Origin of the sequence: Pseudomonas sp. KBN10P06128, assembly GCF_037574945.1 — a bacterium.
GTDB classification, from domain to species: Bacteria; Pseudomonadota; Gammaproteobacteria; order Pseudomonadales; family Pseudomonadaceae; genus Pseudomonas; species Pseudomonas aeruginosa.
Genome location: NZ_JBBELR010000001.1, coordinates 3,705,138 through 3,719,933, shown reverse-complemented (window position 1 = coordinate 3,719,933; position 14,796 = coordinate 3,705,138). Strand labels below are relative to the sequence as shown.

Sequence of the window (14,796 nt, the reverse complement as noted above, 5' to 3'; positions counted from 1 at the left end):
CGAGGAGACTTCGCGGAAAATCGCGGCAGACTTCTCGTTTCGGCATTCCCGGATGCTTGCGCGGGAACTCCGGGTACGGCCGCGTGGAACCTGCCTAGAAGCCGGCCTTCACCGCCAGCGCCGCGGCGGCCGTCCGCGTGTTCACTTCCAGGGCGCGCAGCAGCGAGGAAACGTGCACGCGCACGGTGAACGGCGAGATCGACAGCGCGCGGCCGATTTCCTTGTTCGACAGGCCATCGGCGATCAGCCGCAGTACCGCTTGCTCCCGTGGGGTCAGGGCGTCCAGGAGGGCGCGTTGCCGACTGCCGGCGCTCGACCCGCCGCGCAGGCGCACCACCGGTTCGCCGCTGCCGAGCGTCTGCAACGCCGTGCCGATCTCCCCGGCCTCCAGGGATTTGCCGAGGTAGCCGTCGGCGCCGGCGGCCAGCACCTCGTCCACCAGACGCGGGTCGTCGAGCATCGAGACGATGACGATTGCGCTGTGCCGATAGGCGCGACGCAAGCGCTCGATGGACTGGGAGGCGGCGAAGCCGGGAAGCAGCAGGTCGAGGACGAAGAGGGCGGGAGGTTCCGGCGAGACGCTCGAGGCCAGGCGTAGCACCTCGTCGAAGCTGCCCGCTTCGCTTACGGCGGCTTGCGGGAGGTAGCGGCGGACGACCCGTCTCAGGCCATCGCGGAACAGGGGATAGTCATCGGCGACGATGACCCGTGCGGGGAGGCTTCTTGTGCTAGGCATTGTCGTCCCGTCCTTGGGGGCGGCCAGGGTGCGGCAACCCCTGCATCGACCGGCCGCAGGCCGGCCGGCGAGGGCGCTGCGGGCACCGTTCGATCCGCCGAAAATCCTTTTTCGTCGATCCCTGTCGCGGGGCTCCGCCCCGCATGACAGCGGAATTCTAGCGCCGCTGGCGACACGCATGTCGGGCATTCGTCAGAAAAACAGCAAGCCAGCCCCACGGCGAGCGCGATGGGCTGGTCTATCCTGCTACAACGCCATCGCGCTCGGGAGGACGGCATGGGCTGCCCGCAGGTCTGCGCCGGCGCCACCCTGCAATGCAGTTTCGGGGCGGCGCCGACGGTGCTCAACGTGTTGCCGCAGAACCGCACCCTGACCAGCGGGATGCCGGCGGCGAACATCATGGACCACATCCCGCTGCTGAACATTCCCACCTTCGGCCTCTGCCAGAGTCCGGCCAACCCCGTGGTGGCCGCCGCCACCGCCGCCGCCCTCGGCGTACTGACGCCGATGCCGTGCATTCCCGCCACCGCCAGCCCGTGGATCCCCGGCGGTCCGCCGACCCTGCTGCTGGGCGGGATGCCCGCGCTGGACGCCAACGGCACGCTGATCTGCACCTGGGGCGGGGTGATCAAGATCAGCGTGCCGGGACAGGTGCAGATGCTGATTCCCTGAGCGCCGCCTGGCCGATGCGCGCCTAGGGCTCCGCCAGCCTGATCCACCACCAGCGCCAGCGCGCCATGGGTCTGCCCTCGTTGTCCAGCGGCCGGCCGTCATCGGCGAACGGCTGGGCGCCGTCCAGTAGCTGGCCGTTCAGGTAGCGTCCGTCGAAGGCCAGTTGGCCATTGCCATGGAAGCGCTGGTAGACCCCGTCGCGCACGCCGTCGCGGTAATGCTCGCGCTCGGCCACCTGGCCGTTGGCGAAATAGGTGAGCGCTTCGCCGTGGAGCAGCCCGTTGCGGTAGTGCGCCTTGCGCTGCAACCAGCCTTCCGCGGCATGGAAACTGACCGGCCCGTGCAGCTTGCCGTCGACGAAGGCGAGTTGCGCGGAGACCTTGCCGTTGGGATGGAACAGGGTGCTGGCGCCGTGCAACTGGCCCTGCCGGTAGCCGAGGCTGGCCTGCGGCCTGTCGTGCTCGTCGATGCGCAACGGACCTTCCAGGCTGCCGTCGAGCAGGTTACCAGCGAGATGGCTGTCGCCACGAACCAGGTCGAGCTTGCCGGATGCCGCCATGCGCTTCTCCTCAGTTGACCTTTACCAGGCCGCCCTTGATGGTCAGCATGCCGCCGCCGTCCACCGTCTGTTCGGCGCCGGCCTTGTTGGTCAGGCTGACGCCGGCATCGTTGGTCAGGCTGGTGCCGGCCTTGTTGGTGAGGGAGGTGCCGGCCTGGTTGGTCAGCGACGTCCCGGCCTTGCTGGTCAGCGAGGTGCCGGCCTGGGCGGCGAGGTCGGCGTCGCTCTTCAGGGTCAGGCTGCCGCCGCTCTGCAGGGCGAGGGTGCCGCTGACCTTGATGGTCAGGTTGCCGTCCACCGTCAGCTCGAAGTTGCCGCTGACCTTGTGGCTGTAGTTGCCGCCGGTGCTGTGGGTCTGGTCGGCGCCCACCGTCACCGTGCGCGTGTCCTTCACATCCAGACTGTCGCTGCCGGTCTGGATGGTCACCGTGCGCTTGCCTTTCTCCAGGGTGACGGTCTCGTCGCCTTCCTTCACCGTGCGGGTGCGGGCGTTCTGCACCGTCAGGGTCTCGTCGTGGCCGATGCTGGCGGTGCTGTCGTTGAGCACGTTGACGTTGAAGTCCTTCTGCGCCTGGAGGAAGACTTCCTCGGCGTCCTTCTTGTCCTCGAAGCGCAGCTCGTTGAAACCGCCGCCGCCCTTCGACGAGTTGGTCTTGATCCCGGACTGCGTCTGATTGTCCGGCAGCGCGTAGGGCAGGGCGTTGTCGCCGTTGTAGACGCAGCCGGTGACCAGCGGGCGGTCCGGGTCGCCGTCGATGAAGGTGACGATCACTTCCTGGCCGATGCGCGGCACGAACTGCATGCCGAAGCCCTTGCCGCTCCAGGGCAGCACCACGCGCACCCAGCAGGAGGAGGTCTCGTCGTTCTTGCCGTCGCGGTCCCAGGGGAACTGGATCTTGATCCGGCCGTACTGGTCGGTCCAGATCTCCTCACCGGCCTTGCCCACCACCAGGGCGGTCTGGGTGTGCATGCGCGGCTTGGGCGTGACCCGCGCGGGGCGGTAGGCGGTGGCCTTGGGGATCGCCTCGAAGCGATTGCGGTAGTGCGCGTGACTGGCGTCATGGGTGACCGAGGTCAGCACCCAGTCGATATTCAGCGAATCGTCGTCATGCCCGCTGAGGGTGAACCAGTGGCCGGGCACCAGCCAGCGGCAGTCGCTCTCGCCGATCAGGCGCGTCTCCTGGCTGCGCAGGCCGTCGATGCGTTGCTTGGTCAGGCTGTCGCCCTGGGCCTTGGCGGTGTAGCCGCCGGGGTGCTGGTAGACGCCGGCGGCGCCGGAAACCGCCTCGGCCTGGGAGTACAGCGAGGTGCCCGGGGTGGTGAACTCGTAGTCGGTGGCGCTGTAGGTCCCGGATACCGCCTGGAGGCTGTACTGCGCCGAACGCACGCCCTGCAACTCGCGCACGCCGATTCCTTGGCCCAGGTAGGCCACTTGCGGGCCGTTGGGAATCGGCGGGAAGGCGTCGTTGCTGTCGGCCAGCACCAGGGTGTGCTTGCCGGCGGCATGGGTGAAGAACCAGAAGATGCCGTCTTCCTCCAGCAGCCGCGAGACGAAGGCGAGGTCGCTCTCGCCGTACTGCACGCAGTATTCGCGGGGCTGGTAGCTGCCGCTGAGCTGCAACTGGTAGTCGCTGAAGCCGTGCTGGTCGAAGACCTGGGTGACGATGTCGCTGGTGGCCAGGTTCTGGAACACCCGGTTGTTGCTGGCCAGCGTCAGCCACCAGAGCCAGGGGCGCAACAGCACCTGGTAGCGCTCGGCGCTGGCATCGCCGGGGAGTTGGCGGATCTCCGCGACCAGGCCGTCGAGCGGACGCTGGTCGGCGTCGTTGTGCAGGGTGGCGGTGAGATGGGTGGCGATTGCGCCGTCCAGGGCTAAGGGGCTGGCGCTGTAGCCCAGCAGTTCCCAACCGGGCAGTGCGTTCAGGCGTTCTTCCCCGGCCAGACGCTCCGGGAACAGGGCTGCCAGCGCCGAGGCGGTCAGGGAGAGGCTGGTAGTGCTATCGGTGGGACGGGGCATCTGGGTCCCTCGTTTCTGTCGGGACAGCGGCGACAACTACATGTAACTGATGCGTTTGCCGATGGCCTTCCTGTTCTCTGGGTCGCTTCCGGGCACCTGCTGGCAGGCATAGCTCCACCATTCTTTGCGTAGGGCATTTTCCGATAATGGTGCTTCGTCCCAGGGGCCGAGGCCGACGCAGCGGTATTCGAACAGTACCGTGGAGTAGTGGTTGTCGTCGTAGCCGGGTTGTGCGCCTCGGCAACTGTAGTAGGCATGCAGCAGCTCATGAGCCAGGCCGATTGCCGGAGGACGTATCCGGTTCAGCGGGTTGGTCGCTGTGGGGTTCCATCTCACATGGGCGGAACAGCCAGCCGAAGGCGGCGAAACGTCCTTAAGGGCAACTATGGTCGCAAGCCGCGCATGGTTCTGCTGGGCATCGCTGAGGCGGTGGGGTAGCGGCTGTCCGGCAAGCCAGGCCGCCACTTCGTGGTTGGTGATGGCGATGTTGTGGGCGGAGATACTGAAATGTCCGCTGTAGCTCTGCTCATTGAAATAGCCTTCATTGCTGTCGCTCCAGCGGAAGTAGCGGTGGTCGAACAGCAGCATCCAGCGGTTGGCATACTGGCGGGCGCGCTCTAGATAGCCGTAAAGGCCACCACCGTTGCCCGGCACGCCGTCCAGGGCCCAATGCGGCGAACTGTTGATGACATAGGTCAGCCACTGGGTCTGCGCCTGCGGGGCGATGCCTGTCTGATTGAGCGCGATCTGGGTCTGGGGGCCGGGACCGGTTCCTACGATGATTTCTCTGGCGACCTGATTGAGCGCCATGGGCTGATTGGTGGACTGGACATTGTTGCCCAGCGACGAGGGGGTGATGTCGACGAAATTGTTCGTCGTGTAGAGGTTCCAGAGCAGCGATGCGCCCGTCGGCGTAGCGTTTATGTAGTTCAGCGCGCGATACACCTGTCCCTTGAAGGCGGAGGGATACGGGCTTTCCTCGTAGAAGCCGGTGGCTTCGTTGAGCACCTCCCAATCGCTGTCCTGGGTCAGCACGGCGATTCCGGGCGGGGTCGCATGATACAGGCCGTTCGTGGGGCGCCAGTATTCGATGGTTCGGGGCATGACGGCAGTCCTCGAAGGTGGGGCAGTTCGGCGGGCGTTCAGCGTCGGTAGAACACCAGCCCGGTGGGTGCGAAGAGGAAGATGGTGTTGTCGGGGGCGCCGTCGTAGCCGTCATCGCTGGAGACGACGATAGTATGTGGTCCGTTCTGGGCGAGCTGGCGGTAGCCGGCGCGGCAGCGCGTACAGGGTGCGACGCTCTGGCGCACGATGATGTTGCCAACGATGGCGTTGATGCGACCGACCAGGGCATCGTTGAACAGTGTGTTCTCGTAGCACACGGCGGAGCCGGCTTTCTGACCGACGAACTGGCTGGTGATGGTCAGAGACGCGCCACCGGGCACGTATTGGGCGATGTGGAAGGAAATACCGTCGGACACACCACCGCGCCTGGTCCTCGGGGCCTCGGTCAGACGTAGGGCGTCGGCAGCGTTCATCATGGCGGTCAGCGTCGCGCCGTTGGGCATTCCGGTCCTTCCACGTCGGTCGTGGTCGACGCCGGGACCGACCAGGGTCGGGATGTCTATGGCTTTTCCGGCTACCGTGTTTATTCCGCAAAGATCGTTCCAGTTCATGAATTCGTCCGCTGTTCTCTAGCCGATACGTTCTCCATCGGAAACGGGCGGATGCCGCGATGCCTCGGGACGCTCATTCGAGTACCCACTCCGCCAACTTCCCCGTCACCTGCGCCATCAGCACGTTCTCGATATCCCGCGCGCCCGCCGCGCTGCACTTGGCGAGCACGGCCTTGACGATGGCCGGGTCGAAGTCGAACTGTTTGCCGGTAGCGGCCTTGTAGCGTTCCCGCAGTTTTTCCAGCTTGGCCACGACGATGCCTTCCAGGGTGGCTTCCTCCAGCGGCCGGTAAGGCACCACGGTCATGCGCGCGAGGAACGCCGGGCGGAAGGTTTGCAGCAAGACTTTGCGCAGGCGCTCGTCGAAGGCCGGGGTGGCGACCTGTTCGGCCGGGCTGTCCAGCAGCAGTTCGGCGCCGACGTTGCTGGTGGCGAGGATCACGGTGTTCCTGAAGTCCACCACCAGGCCGGTGCCGTCTTCCATCACACCCTTGTCGAACACGTTGTAGAAGGCTTCCAGCACGTCCGGATGGGCTTTCTCGATCTCGTCCAGCAGCACCACCGAATAGGGCTTGCGGCGCACCGCTTCGGTGAGCACGCCGCCGCTGCCGTAGCCGACGTAGCCGGGCGGGGCGCCCTTGAGCTGGCTGACGGTGTGGGCCTCCTGGTACTCGGAGAGGTTGATGCTGATCAGGTTGCGTTCGCCGCCGTAGAGGGCGTCGGCCAGGGCGTAGGCGGTCTCGGTCTTGCCCACGCCGGTGGGGCCGGGCAGGAGGAATACGCCGACCGGCTTGGCCGGGTCGCTGAGTCCGGCGCGATAGGCCTGGATGCGCTGGGCGATGGCGCCCAGGGCGGCCTCCTGGCCCATCACCCGCTGGCCCATTCGTTGCGCCAGGGAACGGATGGCGTGGGCTTCGTCGGCGAGCATCTTGCCCACCGGGATGCCGGTCCAGCCGGCGATCACCGCGGCCACGGTACGCGAGTCCACCTGCTCGGGAACCAGCGGGTCGTCCTGGCGGATGGCTTCGAGGCCGGCCGCCAGGCGCGCCAGTTCGGCGGCCAGGTGGTCGATGCGACCGTCCAGTTCCTCGTCGGGCTTGGCCGCGTCGGCGCTTTCGCTGAGGGCCAGCAATTCGCGGCGGGTGTCGAGCAGTTCGCGCACCGCTTCGCGTTCCTCGTCCCAGCGGGTCTCCAGCTCGCGGATGGTCCGGCGGTTATCGCCCGACTCGCTTTCCAGGGCGGTGATACGCGCGCTGTGGTCGAGGCCGGTGGCCTGTTCCCGGCGCAGCCGCTGCAATTCCTCTTCCAGCGCCTGCTCGCGGTGGCGCAGGCTTTCCAGCGGCGGCGGCACGTCGTGCTGGCCGAGGGCGACCCGCGCGCAGGCGGTGTCGAGCACGCTGATCGCCTTGTCCGGTAACTGGCGGCCGGAGATGTAGCGGTGCGACAGCTTCACCGCATCGACGATGGCCGCGTCCATGATCTGCACGCCGTGATGCAGTTCCAGCTTGCCGGCGATGCCGCGCAGCATCTCCACGGCGGTGGCCTCGTCCGGCTCCTCGACCTGGACCAGTTGGAAGCGCCGGGTCAGCGCCGGGTCCTTCTCGAAGTATTTCTTGTATTCCAGCCAGGTGGTGGCCGCCAGGGTGCGCAACTCGCCGCGCGCCAGGGCCGGCTTGAGCAGGTTGGCGGCGTCGCTGCCGCCTTCCGCGCCGCCGGCGCCGATCAGCGTGTGCGCCTCGTCGATGAACAGGATGATCGGCTGCGCGCTGTTGCGCACGGCGTCGATCACGCCCTTGAGGCGCTGCTCGAACTCGCCCTTCATGCTGGCGCCGGCCTGCAACAGGCCGAGATCGAGCACCCGCAGGATCACCTCCTGCAACGACGGCGGCACCTCGCCGGCGGCGATGCGCAGGGCCAGGCCCTCGACCACCGCGGTCTTGCCGACGCCCGGCGCGCCGACCAGGATCGGGTTGTTCTGCCGCCGGCGCAGGAGGATGTCGACGCACTGGCGGATCTCCCCGTCGCGCCCGACGATGGGGTCGATGCGCCCGGCGCGGGCTTCGGCGGTGAGGTCCTGGGTGTACTGGTCGAGCAGCGGGTCCGGGGCGCTTTCCGGCTTGTCGCCGCCTGCCGCCGGGCGGTTCGGCGCGGCCGGCTGTTCGCGGGAGGCCTGGATCCACTCCAGCAGGTTGGCCTGCAAGGCCTCGTGGGGAATCCGCAGTAGCGACGACGCGCTGTTCAGCAGCAGGGCGCGGCGCTCCTCGCGGTCGAGCAGGGCGAGCAGCAGCAGGCCGGAACGGATCTGCGCCTGGCCGAGCACGCTGGCGTGGACCACGGCGTCCTCGAGCAGGCCGATGGTGTGCGCGGACAGCGCCGGAGTGCGGGTATTGCCGGCCTTGAACAGCTCCAGCGACAGGTTGATCTCGGCGACCAGGGCGTCGCGCTCCAGGCCGAAGCGCGGCAGCAGGCAGGCGAAGTCGCCGCCGTCGATGTCCAGCAGCTCCAGCAGCAGGTGCTCGATCTCTACGTAATGATGGGTGCGTTGCAGGCAGCGTTGCGCGGCGTGCTCCAGGGCGCGGCGACAGTCCGGGTTGAGGCGGCCGATCAGGGCGGCGAGTTCCATTTCAGGCTACCTCCGGCTGCCGCAGGTCAAGATCGATGCGCTGCCGCTGGCCGTCTTCGACGCGCTGCAGGCCGGTGTTCCAGCTCAGCCTGGGCGGTGCACCGCGCTCCAGGCGCAGCGGCGCGCCGCCGCTCACCAGCAGGCTCAGGCGACAATCCAGGTCGGGGCCGAAGTACAGCGCGGCGAGGCTGGCCAACTGGCCATGGGCGTCGCCGTCGGGGAAGAAGCGGGCGGCTTCGCGGGCATCCAGCGGACCGAGACTGAGGGCGATGCCGGCGTGCTCGTCCCAGGTGCGCGTGCCGGCTATGGCGTCGCGACCCAGGCGCAGGTTGCGTCCGCCGCGTTGCAGCCGGCTGCGGCTGGCCGCGGGGATTTCCTTCCAGGCGCCCTGGTAGGCGTCCAGCCGTGCCTCCACGCCGAAGTGCTGGCGCACCAGGCCGGCGAAGCCGGCCAGGGAGCGACGCCCGCCGGCGAACAGCGCGGTGCGTGCCAGCACCGCGCTGTCCGGCAGCGCCAGGCGCTCTTGCAGGGCTTTCGGCAACAGGCCGCTGAGGGCGCGTAGCTGCGCCTGCACCGGGGTCGCCGCCGGCACCGCGAAACCGAGCGCCACGCGATGCTTGCGCAGTACCCGGTAGAGCAGGCTGAGCAGGCGGTGCTGGAACAGGTCGAGGAACTCGGCGGGGGCATGGTCCTTCTGCCGGGCACGCTGTTGCAGCCATTCCTGGTAGGCATAGGGCAACGGGCCGTCGGGGCCGCCGAGGCCGAACACCGGGGTGGACAGCACCGGTTGCTGCGGGTCGTCGAGCAGGCTTTCCACCTCGCTCGAGGCGAACAGCGGCAGCAGCGGCCCGCGCAGGCGCAGGGCCTCCGCCCGCGGCGCGTTGCCGGTGCCCAGCGGCAACGCCTGGGGACGCTCGCGTTCGAGCAGCAGCAGCGCCTGCAACAGTTCGAAGCGCTGCGGCGTGCGGCGCAGCCGCTGACTCAGAGGGAGAGCGGCGAGCCGGCCTGGGGTTGCCATGTCTTCACCTCCTTGTCGGCTTCCACCAGGACCGTGCGCACGAAGCGGTTGGCGGTGGCATACAGCGAGAAGAACTGCGCCAGCACGGCGGAGAACAGCACGCCGCTGGCGCCGACGAAGTGTTGCGGATCGAGTCGCAGGCGGATTTCCAGGCCATTGCGCCAGCCGCGCCAGGCATCCTCGCCGACGTGCGCCACCACCCGCTGGCAGTCGAGTTGCCGCAGGCCTTCTATCTGCCGGCGGGCGCTGGCGTCGTCGCGCAGGTTGTGCAGGGCGAGGATTTCCCGCAAGGCTTCGAGGGCGCGCGGACCTTCCACCAGCGAGAGGTGGTTGAGGGTCAGCTGCGAGACCAGTCTCCAGCGCGACTGGCCGTCCAGGCGCGGCTGGCTCTGCGCGCTGGGCGCGTTGCGCAGGCGTGCGGCGGCGACCGGCCCGGGCCGTTCGAAGCCCAGCGCGGTGCCGGCACCCAGGCGCTCGGCCAGATAGCGATTGGTGCATAGCAGCTCGGCGGTCAGGCTGAAGGCCGGGGCCTCGCGCAACGGGTCGAAGCCGGTATCCACCAGGCTCAGCAGCAGGTCGCTGCCCAGCCGGTTCGGGGTCAGCCCGGCGATGCGCCGGGCGTGCCAGTAGAGCGTGCCGAGGTGGCTGTCGTGGCGGCAGCCATAGTAGGCCGGGACTGGCTGCACGGTGCTCCCGGCAACCGAGCGCACGGCGCGGATGCTATGGATTTCCACGCTGTTCTCGCGGTGACTGTCGGCGACCAGGCGGTACTCGCTGCGGGTGCCGTCCGGGCGCAGCGGCTCCGAGGTCCGCGGAAAGAGGTTGATCGCCGGCGCGCAGCCGAGCTGGAAGTCTTCCGCCTGCAAATGCAGGCGTGCCGTCGGTGCGCGATCGAAGACCAGGTACAGGTAGAGCGTCTGTCCGTCGGCGAGCGCGCCGGACAGCGGCAGGTCGAAGAAGTGGAACTTGTCGGGGAAGGCGAAGTACTCGGCGAGCAGGCGCAGGCCCGGATGTCCGCCGTCTTCCTCCGGCAGCAGCGCCTCGTCGGCGGCGAAGCCGACGATCTCCGGCAGTCCGCGGAGCGCCGCCGGCGGCGTGCCGGGCGCCCCCGCCATGACCTGCACGGCATGCGCGGCGAGCAGGTCGTAGAGGATCGCGCAGCCCATCGGCGAAGCCGCCAGGTGGATGCGCAGGCGCTCGATCGACAGTTCGTCCCAGCGGTACTCGCCCAGGCAGCGCAGGCTCAGGCGCAACGCCGAGCGGGCGGCGCCGACTCCGGTCAGGGCTTGCGCCTCCTCGCCGCCGAGCAGGGTCGCCTCGTCGATCGCCAGCGGCCACAAAGTCGCCTCGGCGCTGCTGCGGAAATGCACGCTGTCGCCGCCGCGGGTGGTGACGAACAGCGCGGTGTCGCGCGGCAGCCGGTAGCCCTCGGCGAGGTTGCCCTGGGTCGGGTCCGGTTCGAACTGGACGATCGCGCAGGACGGCAGCGGGCGCAGCGCCAGGGGGTAGAGCTGTTCGAGGAGGGCGTCGCTGAACTCTGCGTAGTCGTCGTCGAGGCGCCGTTGCAGGCGCGCGGTGAGCAGCGAGAAGCCTTCCAGCAGACGCTCGACGTGCGGGTCGGGGCATTCGCCGGGGGCCAGTTGCAGGCGCCGGGCGACCTTCGGATAGCGCTCGGCGAAGGCGCCGCCGGCATGCCGCAGCCAGGTCAGCTCGCGCTGGTAGTAGTCGAGCAGGTCGGCATCAATCGAATCGCTCATGGCGCACCTCGAGGCCATCGTTGCCCTGTTCGATGACGAATAGCGCAGGCATCAGGCGCGACCCGCTGCGCAGGCGGCCACCGAGCTGGATACGCAGGCGCTGCGGATTGCCCGGGTCAGGTTCGACCTCGACCTCGGCCAGTTGCAGGCGCGGCTCGAAATGCTCGACCGCCGCCCGCACCTCGCGTGCCAGCTGGCGCCGGTCCTCGGCGCGCAGGCGTTGCACGGCGGTCCAGTCGGCGAGCCCGTAGGCGAGGATGCCGCTGCGCGCATGCGCCGGGCGCCGTGTGTTGAGCAGGCGCAGCAGCTCGCCGCGGACCGACTCGGCCAGCGCCCGGTCGTCGAACGCGGGACGTTCGTCGGCCTCGGCGCTGAGGCGCTCGAACAGCGGCGGCAGGGCTCCGGACATGTCGGCGCCCGGTCACTTGACCAACTGGTTGGCGGCCAGGTCCCAGGTCGAGGCGGCCGTGCCTTCCTTGGTGCCGTCGTCCTTCTGCGCGGTCAGCTCCCACTTGATCTTGGTGAAGTTCAGCGACAGGGTCTCCACCGGCTTGCCGCCGGCGCCGCCGCTGACGCTGACGTTGGAGAGCACCACGTTGTTCAGGGTGTAGACGATGAAGGGCATGATCTGCCCGTTGCCCTCGGCGGCGTTGCGGCCGATGGTGATGGTCGCCTCGGCGATCGGCTTGCCGGCGCAGCAGTATTCGTTGAGGGTCGGGGTCGAGGTGTCGATGAACTTGGTGAGGGTGAATTCGCCGACGTGGGGTTTGCCGGAGGTGCGCTCCGAGTTGCTGACGTCGTTGGTGACCTGCATCGCCACGTTGTGGCTGTAGGACATGATTTCGATCTTGTTTTCGTAGCCGACGAGCAGGCTGTCGCCTTTGATGTCGCTGCCGAAATCGAGAATGATCGCATCCATCGCATCTGACTCCTGGAGAGGGGCTGTCTGGAACGGGAAGGGCGCCCCGCCGGCGCTGCCGGCGGGGGCGGACTCACGCCGCTACCGGCGGCGGCAGGTTGGCGACCAGGCGGATCGACGCGCTGAGTTCCTCGAGCTGGAAGTGCGGCCGGAGGAACACCGTGGCGCGGTAGGCCCCCGGTTTGCCGGCCACCTCGCTGACATCCACCCGCGCCTCGCGCAGCGGGTACTGCGCCTTGATTTCCTGCGGTGCGTTGTCGTTGATCAGCACGTAGTCGGCGATCCAGTTGTTCAGGTAGGTCTGCACGTTGTCGCGGGTCATGAAGCTGCCGACCTTGTCGCGCATGATCACCTTCAGGTAGTGGGCGAAGCGCGATGCCGCCAGCACGTACGGCAGCATCGCCGACAGGCGCGCGTTGGCGTTGGCCTCGTTGGTGTTGTAGAGCCTGGCCTTGTTGGTGGTCTGGCCGCCGAAGAACACCGCCACGTCGCTGTTCTTCTTGTGGCACAGGGAAATGAAGCCGAGATCGTTGAGTTCCTTCTCGCGGCGGTCGGTGATCGCCACCTCGGTCGGGCACTTCAGCGACAGGTCGCCGGAGCTGGTGCGGAACGTGTGTGCCGGCAGGCCCTCGACCGCGCCGCCGCCTTCCGCGCCGCGGATCGCCGCGCACCAGCCGTACTTGGCGAAGGCCTCGGTGATGCGCTGCGCCAGGACCCAGGCGGCGTTGCCCCAGAGGTACTTGGAGTGGTCGGTGCCGTTGACGTCCTCGACATAGTTCATGCCTTCCACCGGTCGCGTCTCCGGGCCGTAGGGCAGGCGCAGGAGGAAGTTCGGCAGCACCAGGGACACGTAGCGCGAATCCTCGCTCTCGCGGAAGGCGCGCCACTTGATCAGCTCCAGGCTCTCGAAGATCTTGGTCAGGTCGCGCGGCACGGCCAGTTCGGTGAAGCTGTTCATGTCGAACAGGCGTGGGCTGGCGGCGGCGATGAACGGCGCGTGGGCAGCCGCGGCGACGTTCGACAGCTTCTCCAGCAGGCCGATGTCCTGCGGATGGCGGCCGAAGGTGAAGTCGCCGATCAGCAGGCTGAAGGGGTGTCCGCCGAAGGTGCCGTATTCCTCTTCGTAGATCTTCTTGAACAGTGCGCTCTGGTCGAACTCGACCGCCTTCTCCAGATCGTTCTGCAGTTCGTTCTTGCCGACGTTCAGCAGGCGCAGCTTGAGCCGCGCGCTGGTCTCGGTGTTGCTCACCAGTTGGTGCAGGCCACGCCAGGAGGCTTCCAGCTTCTGCAACTCGGGGTGGTGGATGATCTGGTTGAGCTGGTCGCTGATCAGCGCATCGATCTGGCTGATGCGGTCGTTGATCATCGCCACGGTGTCCTTGTCGACGGCCATGCCCTCGTCGAGGACCTGGGTGGCGAATTCCGCGAGCATGTCGCGGGCGTAGTCCTGCTGGCTGTCGTCGTGGGCCATGCGGCCCTTGGCAATGATCTCGTCGAGCAGGGACAGGGTCTGGGTCGAACTCTCGCCGGATTGTTCGGCGGCGGATGACTTGGGCATGGCGGCTTCTCCGGGAAGAGGGTCAGGCCGGCTGGTCGGCCGGGGGTTCGCTGTCACCGGCCGGGGCCGCTTCGGCTTCCGGGCGGGCCGCTTTGATTTCCTGCAGGCCTTCGGTGTTGGCCACCACGTCCTGCAGCAGCTGGTCGAGGTCGTCGTTGCCGTCGAGCTTGGTCAGCAGGTCGCGCAGGCGCTGGCGCGCCTCGAACAGGCGACGCAACGGGACCACCTGCTTCACCAGGTTGACCGGGTCGAAGTCCTCTATGTGGTTGAAGCGCAGCTCGACGTTCAGCTTGCTGTCGTCGCCGCTGATGGTGTTGTCGACCTGCAGGGTGGCGCGGGGAGAGATGGAGGAGAGGATCTCGTTGAAGTTGTCGCGGTCGATGTCGACGAAACGCCGTTCGACCAGCTTCGCCGGCGGGGTATCCGGCTTGCCGGAGAGGTCGGCGAGGATGCCGACCACCAGGGGCAGCTCCTTCTTCTCGATGGCGTTGCCGATCTCGACGTCGTAGGTGATCTGCACGCGCGGCGGGCGCACCCGGTCCAGCTTGTGCTGCGTACTCTCGGCCATGGCGGCTGACTCCGATGCAATGGTGGGGGCGCAATGCATCGGGGGATGCCCTGATCATCGCAGTCCCTTGCTGGATCACAGGCATGACAGGGAAAACGGCGCAGAACCTGTCCTTGGCGATCCCTCTGGTCCGTCACTGGCGACGAACTACAAAAGACGCTAGAACAGGTCTATGGATTTGCAAAATAAAATTTTCGTTGGACTCCCATGAAGCACGGATGTTTCACCATATGTCGGAAATTCTCCCTGGCGCTGGCGATCCTGGCGCTGGCCGGCTGCTCGTATTTCTTCGCGCCGCGGGTCGAGTTGCAGCGGCTGACCCTGGATGTCGCCGCGCGCGCCAACGACGACTCGCCGATCGCCGTGGACTTCGTCGCGGTGAAGGATGCGGAGCTGTTCAAGGAACTGGCCGGACTGCCGGCCAGCCAGTGGTTCGCCAATCGCGAGCAGTACCGTCGCGACTACCGGCAGCAGTTCGCGGTATGGAGCCTGGAGCTGGTCCCAGGGCAGTTCATCGAGTCGGAGTCCTTCCCCTTGCGCGGCGACCGCGCAACTGGACTTTTGGTCTTTGCCGGCTATAACACACCCGGCGCGCACCGCTTGCGCCTCGACCAGCAGCAGCGCGTCTGGCTGCGTCTGGATACCCGGGAAATGCGACTGGTCAACGATCCCGCCGCGCCCTAGCGAAGGGGC

The 14,796-nt window shown here is 67.7% G+C and carries 14 protein-coding genes; 2 read left to right on the top strand and 12 right to left on the bottom strand.

From position 1 onward, the window contains the following. Positions 1-94 precede the first annotated feature (94 nt). Positions 95-736: a LuxR C-terminal-related transcriptional regulator gene (locus tag VQ065_RS17555; protein ID WP_003089515.1), complete on the bottom strand. Its 642-nt coding sequence runs from the start codon at positions 734-736 to the stop codon at positions 95-97. 276 nt (positions 737-1,012) lie between these two features. On the opposite strand from VQ065_RS17555, the gene VQ065_RS17550 reads away from it, so the two are divergent. Further along, the gene (locus VQ065_RS17550) at positions 1,013-1,408 is read left to right on the top strand and encodes a DUF4280 domain-containing protein (protein WP_003089513.1); all 396 of its coding nucleotides are present in this window, start codon (positions 1,013-1,015) and stop codon (positions 1,406-1,408) included. 22 nt (positions 1,409-1,430) lie between these two features. Here VQ065_RS17550 and VQ065_RS17545 read toward each other — a convergent pair whose 3' ends face one another. The 11 genes from VQ065_RS17545 to tssB all read right to left on the bottom strand — a co-directional run bounded on the left by VQ065_RS17545 (position 1,431) and on the right by tssB (position 14,103). Next, the gene (locus VQ065_RS17545; RefSeq protein WP_003089510.1) at positions 1,431-1,967 is read right to left on the bottom strand and encodes a toxin-antitoxin system YwqK family antitoxin; all 537 of its coding nucleotides are present in this window, start codon (positions 1,965-1,967) and stop codon (positions 1,431-1,433) included. Positions 1,968-1,977: 10 nt separating this feature from the next. Beyond that, positions 1,978-3,984, bottom strand: a complete 2,007-nt coding sequence (gene tssI / locus VQ065_RS17540) for a type VI secretion system Vgr family protein (RefSeq protein ID WP_003089509.1) — start codon at positions 3,982-3,984, stop codon at positions 1,978-1,980. A gap of 36 nt (positions 3,985-4,020) precedes the next feature. Continuing rightward, entirely contained in the window at positions 4,021-5,088 is a 1,068-nt protein-coding gene (locus tag VQ065_RS17535) for a M91 family zinc metallopeptidase (protein WP_023098657.1), read from the bottom strand. A 38-nt stretch (positions 5,089-5,126) separates the two neighbouring features. Then, positions 5,127-5,660: a hypothetical protein gene (locus VQ065_RS17530; protein WP_003089506.1), complete on the bottom strand. Its 534-nt coding sequence runs from the start codon at positions 5,658-5,660 to the stop codon at positions 5,127-5,129. Between the two features lie 73 nt (positions 5,661-5,733). Then, positions 5,734-8,283: a type VI secretion system ATPase TssH gene (gene tssH / locus VQ065_RS17525; protein WP_014603835.1), complete on the bottom strand. Its 2,550-nt coding sequence runs from the start codon at positions 8,281-8,283 to the stop codon at positions 5,734-5,736. Between the two features lies 1 nt (position 8,284). Further along, on the bottom strand, positions 8,285-9,301 hold the full coding sequence (gene tssG, locus VQ065_RS17520; RefSeq protein ID WP_003089501.1) for a type VI secretion system baseplate subunit TssG: 1,017 nt from the start codon (positions 9,299-9,301) through the stop codon (positions 8,285-8,287). After that, positions 9,265-11,058, bottom strand: a complete 1,794-nt coding sequence (tssF, locus tag VQ065_RS17515) for a type VI secretion system baseplate subunit TssF (RefSeq protein ID WP_003089497.1) — start codon at positions 11,056-11,058, stop codon at positions 9,265-9,267. Before tssF ends, tssG begins: the two co-directional genes overlap by 37 nt. Next, positions 11,042-11,467 carry a type VI secretion system baseplate subunit TssE gene (tssE, locus tag VQ065_RS17510; RefSeq protein ID WP_003089496.1) on the bottom strand — a complete coding sequence of 142 codons (426 nt, stop codon included), beginning with the start codon at positions 11,465-11,467 and terminating at the stop codon, positions 11,042-11,044. The genes tssF and tssE overlap by 17 nt, the downstream gene beginning before the upstream one ends. Positions 11,468-11,479: 12 nt before the next feature. Next, complete coding sequence (locus tag VQ065_RS17505) at positions 11,480-11,977, bottom strand: Hcp family type VI secretion system effector (RefSeq protein ID WP_003089495.1); 498 nt, start codon at positions 11,975-11,977, stop codon at positions 11,480-11,482. A 73-nt stretch (positions 11,978-12,050) separates the two neighbouring features. Then, the gene (gene tssC / locus VQ065_RS17500; RefSeq protein WP_003089494.1) at positions 12,051-13,535 is read right to left on the bottom strand and encodes a type VI secretion system contractile sheath large subunit; all 1,485 of its coding nucleotides are present in this window, start codon (positions 13,533-13,535) and stop codon (positions 12,051-12,053) included. Between the two features lie 22 nt (positions 13,536-13,557). Continuing rightward, positions 13,558-14,103, bottom strand: coding sequence for a type VI secretion system contractile sheath small subunit (tssB, locus tag VQ065_RS17495; protein WP_003089493.1), 546 nt, complete (start codon positions 14,101-14,103; stop codon positions 13,558-13,560). Between the two features lie 207 nt (positions 14,104-14,310). Here tssB and VQ065_RS17490 point away from each other — a divergent pair, with 207 nt between their 5' ends. Further along, positions 14,311-14,787 carry a hypothetical protein gene (locus VQ065_RS17490; RefSeq protein ID WP_003089492.1) on the top strand — a complete coding sequence of 159 codons (477 nt, stop codon included), beginning with the start codon at positions 14,311-14,313 and terminating at the stop codon, positions 14,785-14,787. Positions 14,788-14,796: the final 9 nt, after the last annotated feature.

Bases quoted from the DNA above. Each gene is read 5' to 3' on its own strand.
- tssI (WP_003089509.1), bottom strand. From the start codon at position 3,984: ATGCCCCGTCCCACCGATAGCACTACCAGCCTCTCCCTGACCGCCTCG.
- tssC (WP_003089494.1), bottom strand. From the start codon at position 13,535: ATGCCCAAGTCATCCGCCGCCGAACAATCCGGCGAGAGTTCGACCCAG.
- VQ065_RS17490 (WP_003089492.1), top strand. From the start codon at position 14,311: ATGAAGCACGGATGTTTCACCATATGTCGGAAATTCTCCCTGGCGCTG.
- VQ065_RS17545 (WP_003089510.1), bottom strand. From the start codon at position 1,967: ATGGCGGCATCCGGCAAGCTCGACCTGGTTCGTGGCGACAGCCATCTC.
- VQ065_RS17530 (WP_003089506.1), bottom strand. From the start codon at position 5,660: ATGAACTGGAACGATCTTTGCGGAATAAACACGGTAGCCGGAAAAGCC.
- VQ065_RS17550 (WP_003089513.1), top strand. From the start codon at position 1,013: ATGGGCTGCCCGCAGGTCTGCGCCGGCGCCACCCTGCAATGCAGTTTC.
- tssE (WP_003089496.1), bottom strand. From the start codon at position 11,467: ATGTCCGGAGCCCTGCCGCCGCTGTTCGAGCGCCTCAGCGCCGAGGCC.
- VQ065_RS17555 (WP_003089515.1), bottom strand. From the start codon at position 736: ATGCCTAGCACAAGAAGCCTCCCCGCACGGGTCATCGTCGCCGATGAC.
- VQ065_RS17505 (WP_003089495.1), bottom strand. From the start codon at position 11,977: ATGGATGCGATCATTCTCGATTTCGGCAGCGACATCAAAGGCGACAGC.
- VQ065_RS17535 (WP_023098657.1), bottom strand. From the start codon at position 5,088: ATGCCCCGAACCATCGAATACTGGCGCCCCACGAACGGCCTGTATCAT.
- tssF (WP_003089497.1), bottom strand. From the start codon at position 11,058: ATGAGCGATTCGATTGATGCCGACCTGCTCGACTACTACCAGCGCGAG.
- tssG (WP_003089501.1), bottom strand. From the start codon at position 9,301: ATGGCAACCCCAGGCCGGCTCGCCGCTCTCCCTCTGAGTCAGCGGCTG.
- tssB (WP_003089493.1), bottom strand. From the start codon at position 14,103: ATGGCCGAGAGTACGCAGCACAAGCTGGACCGGGTGCGCCCGCCGCGC.
- tssH (WP_014603835.1), bottom strand. From the start codon at position 8,283: ATGGAACTCGCCGCCCTGATCGGCCGCCTCAACCCGGACTGTCGCCGC.